Below are 13,980 nucleotides of genomic sequence, written 5' to 3'. Positions count from 1 at the left end.
ACATGACTGCAGCACGCGACAAATTCGGGCGCCCCGTCGTCGTCGTCACCGGCATGGGCATCTTGACGTCGCTCGGGGCCGGCAAGACCGACAATTGGGCGAAGCTCGTCGCCGGCGAATCCGGCATCCGCACCATCACGCGCTTTCCGATCGACGGCCTGAAAACCACGATGGCGGGCACGGTCGATTTCGTCAGCGTCGATCCGTTCTCCTCCACCGCCCTGTCCGAACGGATGGCCGAAATCGCGACGCAGGAGGCGCTGGAGCAGGCTGGCATCGGCGCCAAGGCCGATTTCCCGGGTCCCCTTTTCCTTGCCGTTGCGCCGGTCGAGGTCGAATGGCCGCAGCGGCGCGAACTGGGTCGCGCCGTCGGCCAGCTCGACATCAACTACGACGATTTGCTGCGCATTTCCGGCGGCGGCAAATACAGCGCCTACCATCATCGCTTCATGTTCGGCTCGGTCGCCGCATCTCTCGCCGAGACGTTCGGCACCAAGGGTTCGCCGATCTCGCTGTCCACGGCCTGCGCCTCGGGTGCGACCTCGATCCAGCTCGGCGTCGAGGCGATCCGCCGCGGCGAGACTGATGCCGCGCTGTGCGTCGCGACCGACGGCACCGTGAACCCGGAAGCGCTGGTGCGCTTCTCGCTGCTTTCGGCGCTGTCGACCCAGAACGATCCGCCGCAGGCGGCCTCCCGTCCCTTCTCCAAGAACCGCGACGGGTTTGTGATGGCCGAAGGCGCCGGCGCACTGGTGCTCGAAAGCTACGAGGCGGCGACTGCGCGCGGCGCGAAAATCCTCGGCGTGATCGCCGGATGCGGCGAGCTCACCGATTCCTTCCATCGCACCCGCTCCTCGCCCGACGGCAAGCCGATCATCGGCTGCATGAACAAGACGCTGGCAGACGCCGGCATGACGCCGGACCAGATCGACCACATCAACGCGCACGGCACCTCGACACCCGAAAACGACAAGATGGAGTTCAACACGACATCGGCCGTGTTCGGCGATCTCGCGCAGAAGATTCCGGTCACCTCCAACAAGTCGATGGTCGGCCACACCATCTCGGCCGCCGGCGGGGTGGAGGCGATCTTCTCGCTGCTGACGCTCGAGCATCAGCGCATTCCGCCGACGATCAACTACGACAACCCCGATCCCGCGATCCTGTTCAACGTCGTCGGCAACAAGGCGCGCGACGCCCGCGTCACTGCGGTGATGTCGAATTCGTTCGGCTTCGGCGGCCAGAACGCCTCGCTGATCCTGACCCGCGAACCGGCCTGACCGGACGCATGGCGCTGCTTCCTGCGAGCATGAAGGCCCGCGCGCGGGAGGCTGCCAAATCGCTCGGCGGAAGCCTGATCGGCGCAGCGACGGTCGCGATGCTGCGCACCACGCGCCACTTCGATCCGGTCAAGACCTCGGACTTCTTCGCGCGTGCCGTCAAGCTGATCGGGCCGCGGCTGCGCGAGCACCGCATCGGCCGCGCCAATCTCGCCGCCGCCTTCCCCGAGAAATCACGAGAGGAGATCGACCGGATCCTGATGGGCGTCTGGGACAATCTCGGCCGCGTCGGCGCCGAGTTCGCCCATATCGACCAGGTCTGGAATTACGAGCGCGATGCCCCGGAGAAGAGTCGAATCGAGATTTCCCCGCGCAGCATCGAGCTGTTCGACCAGATCCGCGACGACGGCAAGCCGGCGCTGATCTTCGCCGCGCATCTTGCGAACTGGGAATTGCCCGCGCTCGCCGCCGTCGCCCATGGACTGGATACCGCGATTCTCTATCGCCGGCCGAACATCGCCTCGGCCGATCGCATCATCCAGGAGATGCGCCAGGTCAACATGGGCACGCTGATCCCGGCGGGCCGCGACGCGCCGCTGCGGCTCGCGCAGGCGCTGAAGGACGGCAAGCATGTCGCGATGCTGATCGACCAGTATCTGACGGCCGGCGTCGAGGTCACGTTCTTCGGCCGCAAGACCCGCGCCAATCCGATGCTGGCGCGCCTCTTGCGCCAGGTCGAATGCCCGATCCACGGCGTGCGCATCATCCGCCTGCCCGACGGCCGCTTCCGCGGCGAGCTCACCGAAGAGGTCAAGCCGGTGCGCGATGCCGATGGCAGGATCGACATCCAGGCCACGACGCAGGCGATCACCAACGTGGTGGAAAGCTGGGTGCGCGAGCATCCGGAGCAGTGGCTGTGGCTGCATAGAAGGTGGCGGTAGCTCGCCGCCCGACGGGTGCCTTCTCTACCGCCCCGTCTTCACCTTGGTCCAGAGCCGGTTGATGATCCGCTGCGTCGCCGGCTCGCGCGCCGTGATGACGAACAGTTTTGCGAGCGTCGCCTCGTCCGGATAGATGTTCTTGTCGTTCAGGATTTTTGGGTCGACCAGCTTCTGGCTGGCGAGATTGCCGCTCGCGTAGGACAGGAAGTCCGAGTTCTTGGCGGCGACGTCCGGGCGATAGAGGTAGTTGATCAGCTCGTAGGCTTCATTGACGTTCTTGGCGTCGGCGGGGATCGCGAGATTGTCGAAGAACATCTGCGCGCCTTCCTTCGGGATGGCGTAGCCGATCTCGATGCCGCTTTTGGCTTCCGCAGCGCGAGCGCGGGCCTGCATGATGTCGCCGGACCAGCCGACCACGAAGCAGATCTCGCCGGTCGCGAGCGCGCTGAGATATTCGGACGAGTGGAACTTGCGCACGAAGGGACGGACTTTCGCCACGGCATCGGCGGCCTTCTCCAGGTCCGCCTGCTTGGTCGAGTTCGGATCGAGCCCGAGATAGTTCAGCGCCGCCGGAAAGATGTCGTCGGCGGAATCGAGCATGTGCACGCCGCAGTCTTTGAATTTGGCGAGGTTCTCCGGCTTGAAGACGATGTCCCAGCTGTCGATCTTCGCGTCAGCCCCGAGGATCTGCTTCACCTTGGCGATGTTGTAGCCGATGCCCGTCGTGCCCCACATGTAGTTGGCGGCGTAGTCATTGCCGGGATCGTAGGTCGCCAGATGCTTGGTCACCATCGGCCAGGCGTTGGCGAGGTTCGGCAGCTTCGACTTGTCGAGCTTCTGGAAGATGTTGGCCTTGATCTGGCGTTGCAGGAAGTAGGCTGTGGGCACCACGACATCATAGCCGGACTTGCCGGCCATCAGCCGCGTCTCCAGCGTCTCGTTGGCATCGAAGGTGTCGTAGACCACCTTGATGCCGGTCTCCTTGGTGAAGGCAGCCAAGACATCAGGCGCCATGTAGTTGGACCAGTTGTAGAAGTTGACGACGCGCTCCTCGGCCCCGGCGGGAGCGGAGAGCAACGTCAGTGCCGCGGCGATCGCGAAACCAAGCCTGGGGCAGCCGACGTTGATCATCTCGTTTCTACCTCTTGCGCCCGCGCACCGCGTCCGACAGCCGCTCCAGCGCGGTGTCGAGCGTCTCGTCCTTCTTGGCGAAGCAGAAGCGCACCACGGAGGTTACCGGGTCCTGCTCGTAGAAGGCCGAGACCGGGATCGCCGCCACCTTGTAGTCCTTCACGATGCGCCAGCAGAACTCCGTGTCGCTCTCGTTCAGCCCGAGCGGCGACAGGTCGACGGTGAGGAAGTAGGTGCCTTGCGACTTCAGCACAGGGAAGCCGAGGCTCTCCAGCCCCCTGGTCAGGCGGTCCCTGCTCCGCGTCAGATCCCTGCGCATCGACAGGAAATAGTCGTCGGACTTGCCGAGGCCGTAGGCGACGGCGGCCTGCAGGTTCGGTGCAGTGGTGAAGGTCAGGAATTGGTGCACCTTGGCAGCGACACGCAGCAAGGGCGGTGCAGCGCAGACGAAGCCGATCTTCCAGCCGGTCAGCGAGAAGATCTTGCCGGCCGAGCCGACCTTGATCGTGCGCTCGCGCATGCCGGGAATGGTGATGAGCGGGATGTGCTTGTGCTCGTCGAAGGTGACGTGCTCCCAGACCTCGTCGCAGATCGCGATGACGTCGAACTCCTGGCAGTAGCGCGCCAGCAGCTCGAGGTCCTCGCGCGGATACACCACCGCAGACGGATTCAGGGGATTGTTGAACAGCACCGCCTTGGTCTTTGAATTGAACACGCTTTTCAGCATGTCCTCATTCAGCCGCCAGTGCGGCGGCTCCAGACGCACCAGGCGCGGAATGCCGCCGGCCTGGCGGATGATCGGCAAGTACGAGTCATAGACCGGCTGGAAGCAGACAACCTCGTCGCCGGGCTGGACCACCGCGAGGATCGCCGAGGTCAGCGCCTCGGTGCCGCCGGAGGTGACCATCACTTCGCTCATCGGATCGAGCTTGAGGCCGTGCCAGTGGGCGTAATGGGTCGCGATCGCCTGGCGCAGCTCCGGCAAGCCCATCATCGACGGGTACTGGTTGTAGCCGTTCAGCGAGGCCTCGGCCGCGGCGCGCCGGATGTCCTCGGGGCCGGGATCGTCGGGAAAGCCCTGGCCGAGATTGATGGCATTGTTGTCGCGGGCGGCCTGCGACATCGCCTCGAAGATGGTGACGGGAAGGTCGGCGAAGACCTTGTTCAGCGAAGAGCTCTTGGTCGTCATTGCGCGGTTAGCCACCGACCTTGCTGGGAAGCCCCGCCGCCTTCCAGCCCAGCATGCCGCCGGCCAGATGCTTGTCGTAAGGCAGGCCCGCCGCCTGTGCCGCCAGCGAGGCCGTCACCGAACGCTTGCCCGAGCGGCAGGCGAACACGACCTCCTTGCCGGCCGGATCGGGGATCGCCTTGGGATCGAAGGTCGAGAGCGGCACCACGACGCCGTAAGGGTAGGCCTCGGCCTGAACCTCGTTCGGTTCGCGAACGTCGACCAGCAGATAGCGCCCTTCCGCGACACCCTTGGAGACCTCGTCCGGGGTCAGATCCTGTACTTGATTTGCCACATCATCCTCCAACGTCGGCAGCCGCAGCCGGGGCGATCCCGGCGGGCGGCAACCTCGCCTCTCGGGAGATGAAAATCAAGCGCTACAAAGGCTTGAGCCCCATGGCGCAAGTTAAAGCTAAATCGCAGCGACTTGAAGTCCGCTTCGAATCCCGGCCCTAGATCGTCACCTGCGTGCCGACCTCGACCACGCGGCCGGAGGGGATCTGGAAATAGTCGGTGGCGTCGTTGGCGGAGCGGCTGAGCGAGATGAACAACCGGTCCTGCCACCGCGGCATGCCGGAATGGACGGCGGGCTTCAGCGCCCGGCGCGACAGGAAGAACGAGGTCGACATGATGTCGAACTGCCAGCCCAGCTTGCGGGCGATCGCCAGCGCCTTCGGCACGTTGGGCGATTCCATGAAGCCGAACTTCAGCGTCACCTTGGAGAAGGTCGAGCTGATCTGCTCCAGCCTCACGCGGTCCGCCAGATCGATCCGCGGAGTCCGCGCGGTCTCGATGGTGAGAATGACGTTCTTCTCGTGCAGCACCTTGTAGTGCTTCAGACTATGCATCAGCGCGGTGGGCGCGCTCATTGGGTCCGAGGTCAGGAATACAGCGGTGCCCGGCACGCGCTGGGGTGGCCGCTTCTCCAGCATGGCCACGAGGTCGGCGAGCGGAAACTCGAGCTTGCGCGACTTCTCGAACAAGAGCCGGCTGCCACGCCGCCACGTGCACATCAGGATGATCATGAGGGCGCCGAGCGCCAGCGGTACCCAGCCGCCCTCGAACACCTTGAGCAGGTTGGCGGAGAGAAAGGTCAGGTCGAGGAACAGGAACGGCGCAATGAGAGCGGCGGCGGCGAATGGCGACCATCGCCAGACCTTCCAGATCACGACAAAGCCCATCATGGCCGTAACCACCATGGTGCCGGTGACCGAGATGCCATAGGCCGAGGCCAGGGCACTGGAGGAGCGGAACATGAGCACCAGCAGCACCACCGCGACCAGCAGCAACTGGTTGATGCGCGGGATGAAGATCTGGCCGGAATGGGCTTCAGAAGTATGGCGAATTTCGAAGCGCGGCAGCAAGCCGAGCTGGATCGCCTGGCGCGTCAGCGAATAGGCGCCGGTGATGACCGCCTGGCTTGCAATGACGGTCGCCATCGTGGCGAGCACGACCATGCAGCCGCGGATAAGACCTTGCGGGAAGAGCTGAAAGAACGGGCTCACGATCGCGCCGGGGTCGCTGAGGACGAGCGCCCCCTGCCCCAGATAGTTCAGTGCCAGCGAGGGCAGCACGATAGAGAGCCAGGCGAACTGGATCGGCCGCTTGCCGAAATGGCCGAGGTCGGCATAGAGCGCCTCGGCGCCGGTCACGGCCAGGAACACCGCGCCCAGCGTCACGAAGCCGATGATGCCGTGGTGGAACATGAAGGACACGGCATAGAGCGGGTTCAGCGCAAGCAGCACCTGGGGCTGCTGGATGATCGGATGGATCGCCACCGCAGCGAGGACTGCGAACCAGACGCACATGATCGGACCGAAGAAGGCGGCAACGCGAGCGGTGCCGCGGGATTGCACGGCGAACAGAGCGACCAGGATCACCACGGTCAGCGGAACGATGTAAGGCTCGAACTTGAGGGTGACGTCCTTCATGCCTTCGATCGCCGACAGCACCGAGAGTGCCGGAGTGATCACGGCATCGCCGTAGAACAGGGCGCCGGAAATGATGCCGAGCAGGACGATGCTCGCCCCGCCGTTGCCAACCGCCCGCTGGGCCAGCGCCATCAGGGCCAGTGTGCCGCCCTCGCCATTGTTGTCGGCGCGCAGCAGGATCACGACGTATTTGAGCGTCACCACGATGATGAGCGCCCACAGGATCAGGGAGAGTACGCCGAGCACAGCCGCAGGGGTCGGCAGGCCCTCTGCGCCCGAGGCCGCCATCACCGCCTCGCGGAACGCGTAGAGCGGGCTGGTGCCGATATCGCCATAGACGACACCGATACTGCCGAGCGTCAGCGCGCCGAAACCGGCTGTGGTATGGGCCTCGCCATGTCCGCTGGCCGCCGCCGTCTCCGGGGCGGGAACTGCTACGTCACTGGTCATGGAAGAGCCCAATGGCCTCTACAATGCTTCACGGCATAACGGCGGAGGAGCGCGCGGCTTATAGGCTTGCGCTACCGGCATGGCCTAGGCCGATTCCAGACCATAGCCATGCTAATTTTGCATGGGTTGGCCGGTTGCGTTCAAATAGTGACTTGGGTTCCGACTTCAACCACTCGCCCTGTGGGAATCTGGAAATAGTCGGTGGCATCGTTGGCCGACCGGCTCAGGGCGATGAACAAATGGTCCTGCCACAGCGGCATGCCCGATTGTGCGGAGGCTTTCAGCGACCTTCGCGACACGAAGAACGAGGTCGACATGATGTCGAACTGCCAGCCCTGCTTGCGCGCGATTGCGAGCGCCTTGGGGACGTTCGGCTGCTCCATGTAGCCGAAGCGCAAGCGGACCTTGGAGAACTTGTCGCTGATCTTCTCCATCCTGAACCGCTCCGACAGGTCGACCCGAGGCGTCTGCGCTGTCTCGATGGTCAGAATCACGTTGTGCTCGTGCAGCACCTTGTTGTGCTTGAGATTGTGCAGCAGCGCGGTCGGCACGAAAGCCGGATCGCTGGTCAGGAACACCGCAGTGCCCTTGACGATGTGCGGCGGCCGCTTCTCCAGGCTCCGGATCAGATCGTCCAGCGGCACCTCGATCCGGCGGGTCTTTTGGATCAGAATTCCGGAGCCCTTGCGCCAGGTCCAGATCGTCCCCGCCATGACGACGCCGAACAGCAGCGGCACCCAGGCGCCATCGAGGAGCTTGAGCAGGTTGGCGCTGAAGAAGCTCAAATCGACGATGACCAAGGGGACGATCACCGCCGCGGCCGTCGCTGCCCGCCAGTTCCACAACTTCCAGATCACGACGAAGCCCATGATGCCGTCGGCGACCATGGTGGTGGAGACCGCAATGCCGTAGGCCGAGGCCAGATTGCTGGGAGTGTGGAACAACAGCACCAGCAGCATCACGCCGATCAGCAGCAGGCGGTTGACGCGCGGCAGATAGATCTGGCCGGCATGGGATTCGGAGGTGTAGCGCACCTCGAAGCGAGGCAACAGACCGAGCTGCACGGCCTGATGGATCAGCGAATAGGCGCCCGTGATCACCGCCTGGCTCGCGATCACGGTTGCGGCAGTCGCAAGTCCGACCAGCGGCAACACCAGGCTCTCGGGCACCATGCGATAGAAGGAGTGCTCGATCGCGCTGGGATCGGACAGCACCAGCGCACCCTGCCCGAAATAGTTGATCAGGAGCGCCGGCAGCACGAAGAACATCCAGGCCGACTGGATCGGCTTACGGCCGAAATGGCCGAGATCGGCATAAAGCGCCTCACCGCCCGTCACCGCCAGGAACACGGCGCCGAGGGTCACAAGGCCGATTACGCCATGCGACAGCACGAACTGCACTGCGTAATAGGGATTGATGGCCGCCAGCACCGTGGGGTCGTCGGCGATGTGGACGGCCCCCATCACGGCGAGAACGGTGAACCAGACCACCATCACCGGCCCGAAGGCTGAGGCGACCAATGCGGTCCCCTTGCTCTGGACCGCGAACAGCAACACCAGAATGAGGACGGTGAGCGGCACGACATAGTGCTCGAGCGCGGGGGTTGCGAGCTTCAGGCCTTCGACCGCCGATAGCACCGAGATCGCCGGCGTGATCATGGAATCGCCGATGAACATGGAGGCGCCCACCACGCCGAGCGCGAGCAGAACCCAGCTTCGCCGCCCGAGCGCGCGCTGGCCGAGCGCCATCAGCGAGAGCGTGCCGCCCTCCCCGTTGTTGTCGGCGCGCAGCAGCAGCAGGACGTATTTGGCGGTGACGACGATCAGGAGCGCCCACAGAATCAACGAGAGCACGCCGAGCACGATGACCCGCGAGACCGGCTCGCCATGAGCCGCGCCCTTGACGGCCTCGTGGAATGCATAGAGCGGCGAAGTGCCGATATCCCCGAAGACGACGCCGATGCTCCCGAGCGTAAGGGCCCAAAAGCCTGATGTGACCGGCTGCCCGTCCTGAGTCTCGGTCGATGTGATGCTCGCCGTCATGGGGGTGAGAAACGCTTCGTCCCTGAATTCGATCCGGCGCCTTTTGACGCTTCCGGCGCCCCTGTCAATCGGCCCAGCACCATAGCAGTCGCCGGAACAGAAGCTGTGACGTCGCAGCAACGTTCATCGTCAGCGCGACGACATGCCTCAGGTAAAACGGTAACGCAAGGGGGGTTACGGCTTCAGATTCGGCGGCAGCGGTGGATCTTCACGCATCAGGGTGATGGTCACCCGACGGTTGGCCGCAAGCGAGGGATCGTCCGGAAACAGCGGCTGGGTATCCGCCTTGCCCGAGACGGCGAAAACATGCGACGGCGGCAGGCCTTCGCGTTCGAGGATCTGGCGCACGGCGTTGGCGCGGTCGGCCGACAGATCGAAGGCGCCGTAGTCGCTGCGGGTCGGTACGAATCCTGCCGCGGTATGGCCGGCGATGGACACGCGGAGCGGCGTGGCCTTGAGCGGGATCGCGAGCTTCTCGATCAGTCGCCGGGTACGGTCATAGGGCACCTTGGAACCATCGGCGAACATCGAGCGGCCGTCCTGGTCGACGATCTCCAGGTTGAGGCCCTGCTTGGTCTCCTCGAACATGATGTGCTTGGACATCTCGGTCAGTTCCGGCATGTCCTGCAGCGCCTGGCGCAGCGAGGCGGCGGCCAGCGCGAAATTGCGGTCGACCTTGATCTTCGCCCCCGACGTCTTGTCGCGGTCCTCCTGGTCCGGGGTCGGCGTGTTGGAGGCGTCTTCAGGCTGGATGTGATCGACGTTCTTCAGCCGCGGGCGCGTCGGCAGGCCGTCGGACTCGACGATGCCGGAGTAGCGCGCTTCGCTCTGAACGCCGAAGGCGTCGCGCATCGAGCCAGCGACGATCTTCAGCTTGTTGGCGTCCTGCGTCGAGAACGCCACGAGCATGACGAAGAAGCTCATCATCAAGCCCATGAGGTCGGCGAAGGTCACGAACCAGCCGTGACCGCCGCCATGCGCATCGCCGCGTTTCTTCTTGGCCATTTCTCAAATCCGGCGGGCGGGCTTACGCCGGCACCGGTTCGCCCTCGGCGTGACGATGCTTCTCCGGCAGGTAGGCGAGCAGCATTTCGCGCACGAGCGTCGGGCTCTTGGAGTCCCGGATCATCAGGATGCCGTCGATGATCAGGGTGCGGTTGGTCTCCTCGTCGAGCAGCTTGCCGTGCAGCTTGTCGGCGATCGGCAGGCAGAACAGGTTCGCGACCAGCGCGCCGTAAAGCGTTGCGAGCAGCGCGGTCGCCATGAACGGGCCGAGCTTGGAAGGGTCAGTCATGTTGGCGAACATCTGCACCATGCCGATCAGGGTGCCGATCATGCCGAAGGCCGGGGCGCAGTCGCCGATGGCGCGGTAGATCTTGCTGCCCTCGTCGAGGTGCATCAGGAAGTTGTCGCGGTCGCGCTCGAGATTGTCGCGGATGAAGTCGAGGTCGTAACCGTCGGCAACGTAGCGGATGCCCTTGGCGAGGAACGGCTCGTCGGTCTCCACCTTTTCGAGGCCGACCGGGCCCTGCTTGCGCGCGATCTCGGCAATGCGGGCGAGTTCGTCGACGAGGTCGTGCGCCGACAGCCGGCTCATGGTGAAGGCGAACTTGGCGCCGAGCGGAAGGCCGTGCAGGAGCGCCGAGAGCGGAAAGCGGATCATGGTGGCGGAGATCGAGCCGCCGAAGATGATGATCATCGCATGTTCGGAGATGAACATGTGGAGATCGCCGCCCATGAATATCATCGCGGTGATGACGATGATGCCGGCCGTGAGCCCAACGCCCGTCATGATATCCATGGGATACTCCAACGCGTACGCAACAACGGCCGTCCTGGCCGCTGGCGCGGCCCAACCCCGAACCGCATCGGAAACCCTAGAGCGCCGCCCTTAAAGCCGCGTAAAGGTTAAGTTGAGCCGGCGCGCCAGACCGGCGCATCGCGCCGAAATGCAGCCGACTTTGCCGACTGCAGTCAGGAATCTCAACGCTTTGCTAACCATGACTGCGGCCCTGCGCCACATTCGAGACGGGCGACGATGCAGTATCATCCTGTGGGCTGCGGCATGCTCGATCGCGGGAGCCATCGCGATGTTGACGCTGTTCGGTCTTCTCACCGCCCTGCCCGCCGTGCTGGCGCTCCATCTGCTGGAGCCGGAACTCGTCCTGCCGGCCTTCAGCCTCGTGCTCTTTGCCGAGGCCGCCCTCGCGGTGATGGCAGCGCGTTTGATCCAACTCCCGGTCAATGCGGAGGGTATCACGCTATGGGACCTTGCCGGCGGCTTCACCCTGATCGGATGCGCCGCCGCAGTGTTCGCCGAGCCGGATCAAGCGGTCCTGTTTCTGACGGAACAAGGCGACCCACGGCCGGCATCGCGGCCGTAAGGTCTTTCAATCGCGCGCCTAGTGAATCTCCGCCGAGCGCTTCAGCGCGGCCTTGAGCTTCTCCAGCGAGAAGTCGGGGCTGCGGGCGATCTCCAGGATCGGCGTCTCGCGGCGGCCGCAGAGTTCGGCTGCTTCGGGCAGCTTTGCGGCGACGTCGAGCGGGATCACGATGGCACCATGCCGGTCGGCGTGGATCAGATCATCGGACTTCACGGTCATGCCGGCGACGCGCACTTCGCCGCCAAAGCTTTCCGCATGCACCCAGGCGTGCGACGGGCCGATCGAGCCGGCCAGCGCCTGGAAGCCCGGGGCCCATTGCGGGATGTCGCGGATCGAGCCGTCGGTGATGACGCCGAGGCAGCCGAGCGCCTTGTGCACGTTGCTCTGCACCTCGCCCCAGAATGCACCGTAGCCGACATCAGGACCGTCGATGTCCTGGATCACCGAGATGCGCGGGCCATGGCCGGTGCCGACATATTCGTAATAGTCGATGCGACGCTTCGACTGTTCCTCGGCCGGGAGCGACGATTTCAACACCGAGCGGATCGTAACCGTGCGGGCATAGCCGACGATCGGCGGCAGGTCGGGAAACGGACAGACCAGTTGCTTGGTGGTGTAGCCGATCAGTCGCCGCTCGGGGGCCACGATCTCCATCGCATTGCAGATCGTCGGCGTGTCGTAGCGGCCCAGCGCATCGAGGACGGAAGCGGGCAGCGGCCCGGTCGCGGAATTGGTCACGGCGTTCTCTCCCAGATTGGCGGCTGATTGACGCGATGCCGCCGTCACAGGGCGATATAGCCGAGATCGGGCCTCAACCCAACTCGGGGGTCCTCATGACAGATATCCGCGTGTCGCCGTTCAATGCAATCGTCCGGGCCGATCGTCGTCTTGCGGCTCCGACAAATTGGCCAGCGTCGGCGCCGAAGGCGGCGACGTGACCTCTCCACCCGCAGGCGCAGTGACTGCCATCGCGCGTGCCTGGTCGCGATAGGATTTGTAGCCGAGCGGCAAGGCGAGAAGATACAGCACCGTGCCGATCGACAGCACATGCCAGGGATAGGCGATCAGAAGCGCGATGAAGACGATGACAGCGACGAAAGCCGGCAGCACCAGCTCCGGCGGCACGCGCATGCGCTTGGTCTTGCCGGAGAACACCGGCAGGCGCGACACCATGAGGAACGCGATCAGAAGCGTGTAGGCCGCCGTCACCGCCGCAGGGGTGCGGCCGAGATCGAGGAAGGCGATGTAGATCGGCAGCAGCACCGTGATCGCGCCGGCGGGCGCCGGCACGCCGGTGAAGAAATTGGCGGCGAAGGCCGGCTTGTTCGGATCGTCCATGGTGGCGTTGAAGCGCGCGAGCCGCAGGCCGCCGGAGATCGCGAACACCATCGCGGCGATCCAGCCGGCATTACCGAGCTCGTGCAGCTGCCAGAAATACAGCATCAGGCCGGGCGCCACGCCGAAATTGACGAAGTCGGCGAGGCTGTCGAGCTCGGCGCCGAACTTGGACTGGCCCTTGATCATGCGCGCGATACGGCCGTCGATGCCGTCGAGCGCGGCTGCGAACACGATGGCGTAGACGGCGAGCGACATCCGCCCTTCGATTGACAGGCGGATCGAGGTCAGGCCGGCGCAGATCGCCAGCAGCGTGATGACGTTGGGCACCAGCATCCGCACCGGGATCGGCCGGAACCGGCGGCGGCGGACGTCGGGGTCCTTGAAGTCGTAGGGCGTCATGGCTTGTCCTTATCTCAAGCGAGATATAGCAAGCCGGGCCGTCCTCCGCCATTGCGGCGGAACGCCTGCAAGACCGACTATTGGTTAATTGGCGCGGAAGGCGCGGCCCGGGTCGTCGCCGGCCAGGTCGGCCAGGATCGTCTCTCCGGCGATCGCGGTCTGCCCTTCCGACACCAGCGCCTTGGTGCCCACGGGCAAATAGACGTCGAGGCGGGAGCCGAAGCGGATCAGGCCGAAGCGCTCGCCGGCACCGATCGCCTGCCCTTCCTTGACGAAGCAGACGATGCGCTTGGCGACGAGGCCCGCGATCTGGACCACGCCGATCCGCGCCGCCGGCGTCGTGATGACCAGCGAGTTGCGCTCATTGTCCTCGCTCGCCTTGTCGAGTTCGGCGTTGATGAAGAGACCGGGCCGATAGGCGATGCGATCCACCCTGCCCGCCACGGGCGCGCGGTTCACGTGGCAGTTGAACACGCTCATGAACACCGAGATGCGCGGCAGCGGCCGGTCGCCAAGCCCGAGTTCGGCCGGGGGCAGCGCCATGGTGATCATCGAGACGCGGCCGTCGGCCGGTGACACGACCAGCCCCTCACGCACCGGTGTCACGCGGACGGGGTCGCGGAAGAACAGCGCGCACCACACGGTCAGGATCGTGCCGATCCATCCTAGCGGCGACCACAGCCAGAACAGGATCAGGCTTGCCAGCGCAAAGCCGCCGATGAAGGGATAACCCTCCTTGTGGATCGGCGGGATCTGGCGCTGGATCGAATCGAGAATGGACATCGTTATCTGCCGGTCGGGGTTAATGGCACGGGTCGTAGCGCGGGTTGTTTAGGCCAGAGTTGGGACCGGAGAC

At 64.7% G+C, this 13,980-nt stretch carries 13 protein-coding genes; 3 read left to right on the top strand and 10 right to left on the bottom strand.

Annotation, left to right across the window (positions count from 1 at the left end):
• The first annotated feature begins 2 nt into the window (after positions 1 to 2).
• A complete protein-coding gene (locus EHH60_RS06675) occupies positions 3 to 1,280 on the top strand; it encodes a beta-ketoacyl-ACP synthase (RefSeq protein WP_124158669.1) in 1,278 nt (425 codons plus the stop codon).
• Positions 1,281 to 1,288: 8 nt separating this feature from the next.
• Entirely contained in the window at positions 1,289 to 2,221 is a 933-nt protein-coding gene (locus EHH60_RS06670; protein ID WP_124158668.1) for a lipid A biosynthesis lauroyl acyltransferase, read from the top strand.
• Between the two features lie 24 nt (positions 2,222 to 2,245).
• Here the strand turns inward: EHH60_RS06670 and EHH60_RS06665 are convergent, their stop codons facing one another.
• From EHH60_RS06665 to EHH60_RS06635, 7 genes are all read right to left on the bottom strand, one after another.
• On the bottom strand, positions 2,246 to 3,352 hold the full coding sequence (locus EHH60_RS06665; protein ID WP_124158667.1) for a polyamine ABC transporter substrate-binding protein: 1,107 nt from the start codon (positions 3,350 to 3,352) through the stop codon (positions 2,246 to 2,248).
• Between the two features lie 7 nt (positions 3,353 to 3,359).
• On the bottom strand, positions 3,360 to 4,541 hold the full coding sequence (locus EHH60_RS06660; RefSeq protein ID WP_124158666.1) for an aminotransferase: 1,182 nt from the start codon (positions 4,539 to 4,541) through the stop codon (positions 3,360 to 3,362).
• A 7-nt stretch (positions 4,542 to 4,548) separates the two neighbouring features.
• Entirely contained in the window at positions 4,549 to 4,875 is a 327-nt protein-coding gene (locus EHH60_RS06655; RefSeq protein WP_162500327.1) for a rhodanese-like domain-containing protein, read from the bottom strand.
• A gap of 157 nt (positions 4,876 to 5,032) precedes the next feature.
• Entirely contained in the window at positions 5,033 to 6,961 is a 1,929-nt protein-coding gene (locus tag EHH60_RS06650; protein ID WP_124158664.1) for a potassium transporter Kup, read from the bottom strand.
• Between the two features lie 140 nt (positions 6,962 to 7,101).
• On the bottom strand, positions 7,102 to 9,003 hold the full coding sequence (locus EHH60_RS06645; protein ID WP_124158663.1) for a potassium transporter Kup: 1,902 nt from the start codon (positions 9,001 to 9,003) through the stop codon (positions 7,102 to 7,104).
• Positions 9,004 to 9,177: 174 nt separating this feature from the next.
• Complete coding sequence (locus EHH60_RS06640) at positions 9,178 to 10,008, bottom strand: OmpA/MotB family protein (RefSeq protein ID WP_124158662.1); 831 nt, start codon at positions 10,006 to 10,008, stop codon at positions 9,178 to 9,180.
• Between the two features lie 22 nt (positions 10,009 to 10,030).
• A complete protein-coding gene (locus EHH60_RS06635) occupies positions 10,031 to 10,804 on the bottom strand; it encodes a motility protein A (RefSeq protein ID WP_018645542.1) in 774 nt (257 codons plus the stop codon).
• 289 nt (positions 10,805 to 11,093) lie between these two features.
• Here EHH60_RS06635 and EHH60_RS06630 point away from each other — a divergent pair, with 289 nt between their 5' ends.
• Positions 11,094 to 11,387: a hypothetical protein gene (locus EHH60_RS06630; protein WP_124158661.1), complete on the top strand. Its 294-nt coding sequence runs from the start codon at positions 11,094 to 11,096 to the stop codon at positions 11,385 to 11,387.
• Between the two features lie 18 nt (positions 11,388 to 11,405).
• Here EHH60_RS06630 and EHH60_RS06625 read toward each other — a convergent pair whose 3' ends face one another.
• The 3 genes from EHH60_RS06625 to EHH60_RS06615 form a co-directional block, all read right to left on the bottom strand.
• The gene (locus tag EHH60_RS06625; protein ID WP_199751329.1) at positions 11,406 to 12,125 is read right to left on the bottom strand and encodes an RraA family protein; all 720 of its coding nucleotides are present in this window, start codon (positions 12,123 to 12,125) and stop codon (positions 11,406 to 11,408) included.
• 120 nt (positions 12,126 to 12,245) lie between these two features.
• A complete protein-coding gene (locus EHH60_RS06620) occupies positions 12,246 to 13,124 on the bottom strand; it encodes a CDP-alcohol phosphatidyltransferase family protein (RefSeq protein WP_124158659.1) in 879 nt (292 codons plus the stop codon).
• A gap of 84 nt (positions 13,125 to 13,208) precedes the next feature.
• Positions 13,209 to 13,913, bottom strand: a complete 705-nt coding sequence (locus EHH60_RS06615) for a phosphatidylserine decarboxylase (RefSeq protein ID WP_283811808.1) — start codon at positions 13,911 to 13,913, stop codon at positions 13,209 to 13,211.
• Between the last annotated feature and the right edge of the window lie 67 nt (positions 13,914 to 13,980).

The sequence above is a fragment of the Bradyrhizobium sp. RP6 genome (assembly GCF_003837805.1).
GTDB lineage: Bacteria > Pseudomonadota > Alphaproteobacteria > Rhizobiales > Xanthobacteraceae > Bradyrhizobium.
This window is presented reverse-complemented; position numbering and strand designations above follow the sequence as displayed.

Bases quoted from the DNA above. Each gene is read 5' to 3' on its own strand.
- EHH60_RS06675 (WP_124158669.1), top strand. From the start codon at position 3: ATGACTGCAGCACGCGACAAATTCGGGCGCCCCGTCGTCGTCGTCACC.
- EHH60_RS06670 (WP_124158668.1), top strand. From the start codon at position 1,289: ATGGCGCTGCTTCCTGCGAGCATGAAGGCCCGCGCGCGGGAGGCTGCC.
- EHH60_RS06665 (WP_124158667.1), bottom strand. From the start codon at position 3,352: ATGATCAACGTCGGCTGCCCCAGGCTTGGTTTCGCGATCGCCGCGGCA.
- EHH60_RS06660 (WP_124158666.1), bottom strand. From the start codon at position 4,541: ATGACGACCAAGAGCTCTTCGCTGAACAAGGTCTTCGCCGACCTTCCC.
- EHH60_RS06650 (WP_124158664.1), bottom strand. From the start codon at position 6,961: ATGACCAGTGACGTAGCAGTTCCCGCCCCGGAGACGGCGGCGGCCAGC.
- EHH60_RS06645 (WP_124158663.1), bottom strand. From the start codon at position 9,003: ATGACGGCGAGCATCACATCGACCGAGACTCAGGACGGGCAGCCGGTC.
- EHH60_RS06640 (WP_124158662.1), bottom strand. From the start codon at position 10,008: ATGGCCAAGAAGAAACGCGGCGATGCGCATGGCGGCGGTCACGGCTGG.
- EHH60_RS06635 (WP_018645542.1), bottom strand. From the start codon at position 10,804: ATGGATATCATGACGGGCGTTGGGCTCACGGCCGGCATCATCGTCATC.
- EHH60_RS06630 (WP_124158661.1), top strand. From the start codon at position 11,094: ATGTTGACGCTGTTCGGTCTTCTCACCGCCCTGCCCGCCGTGCTGGCG.
- EHH60_RS06620 (WP_124158659.1), bottom strand. From the start codon at position 13,124: ATGACGCCCTACGACTTCAAGGACCCCGACGTCCGCCGCCGCCGGTTC.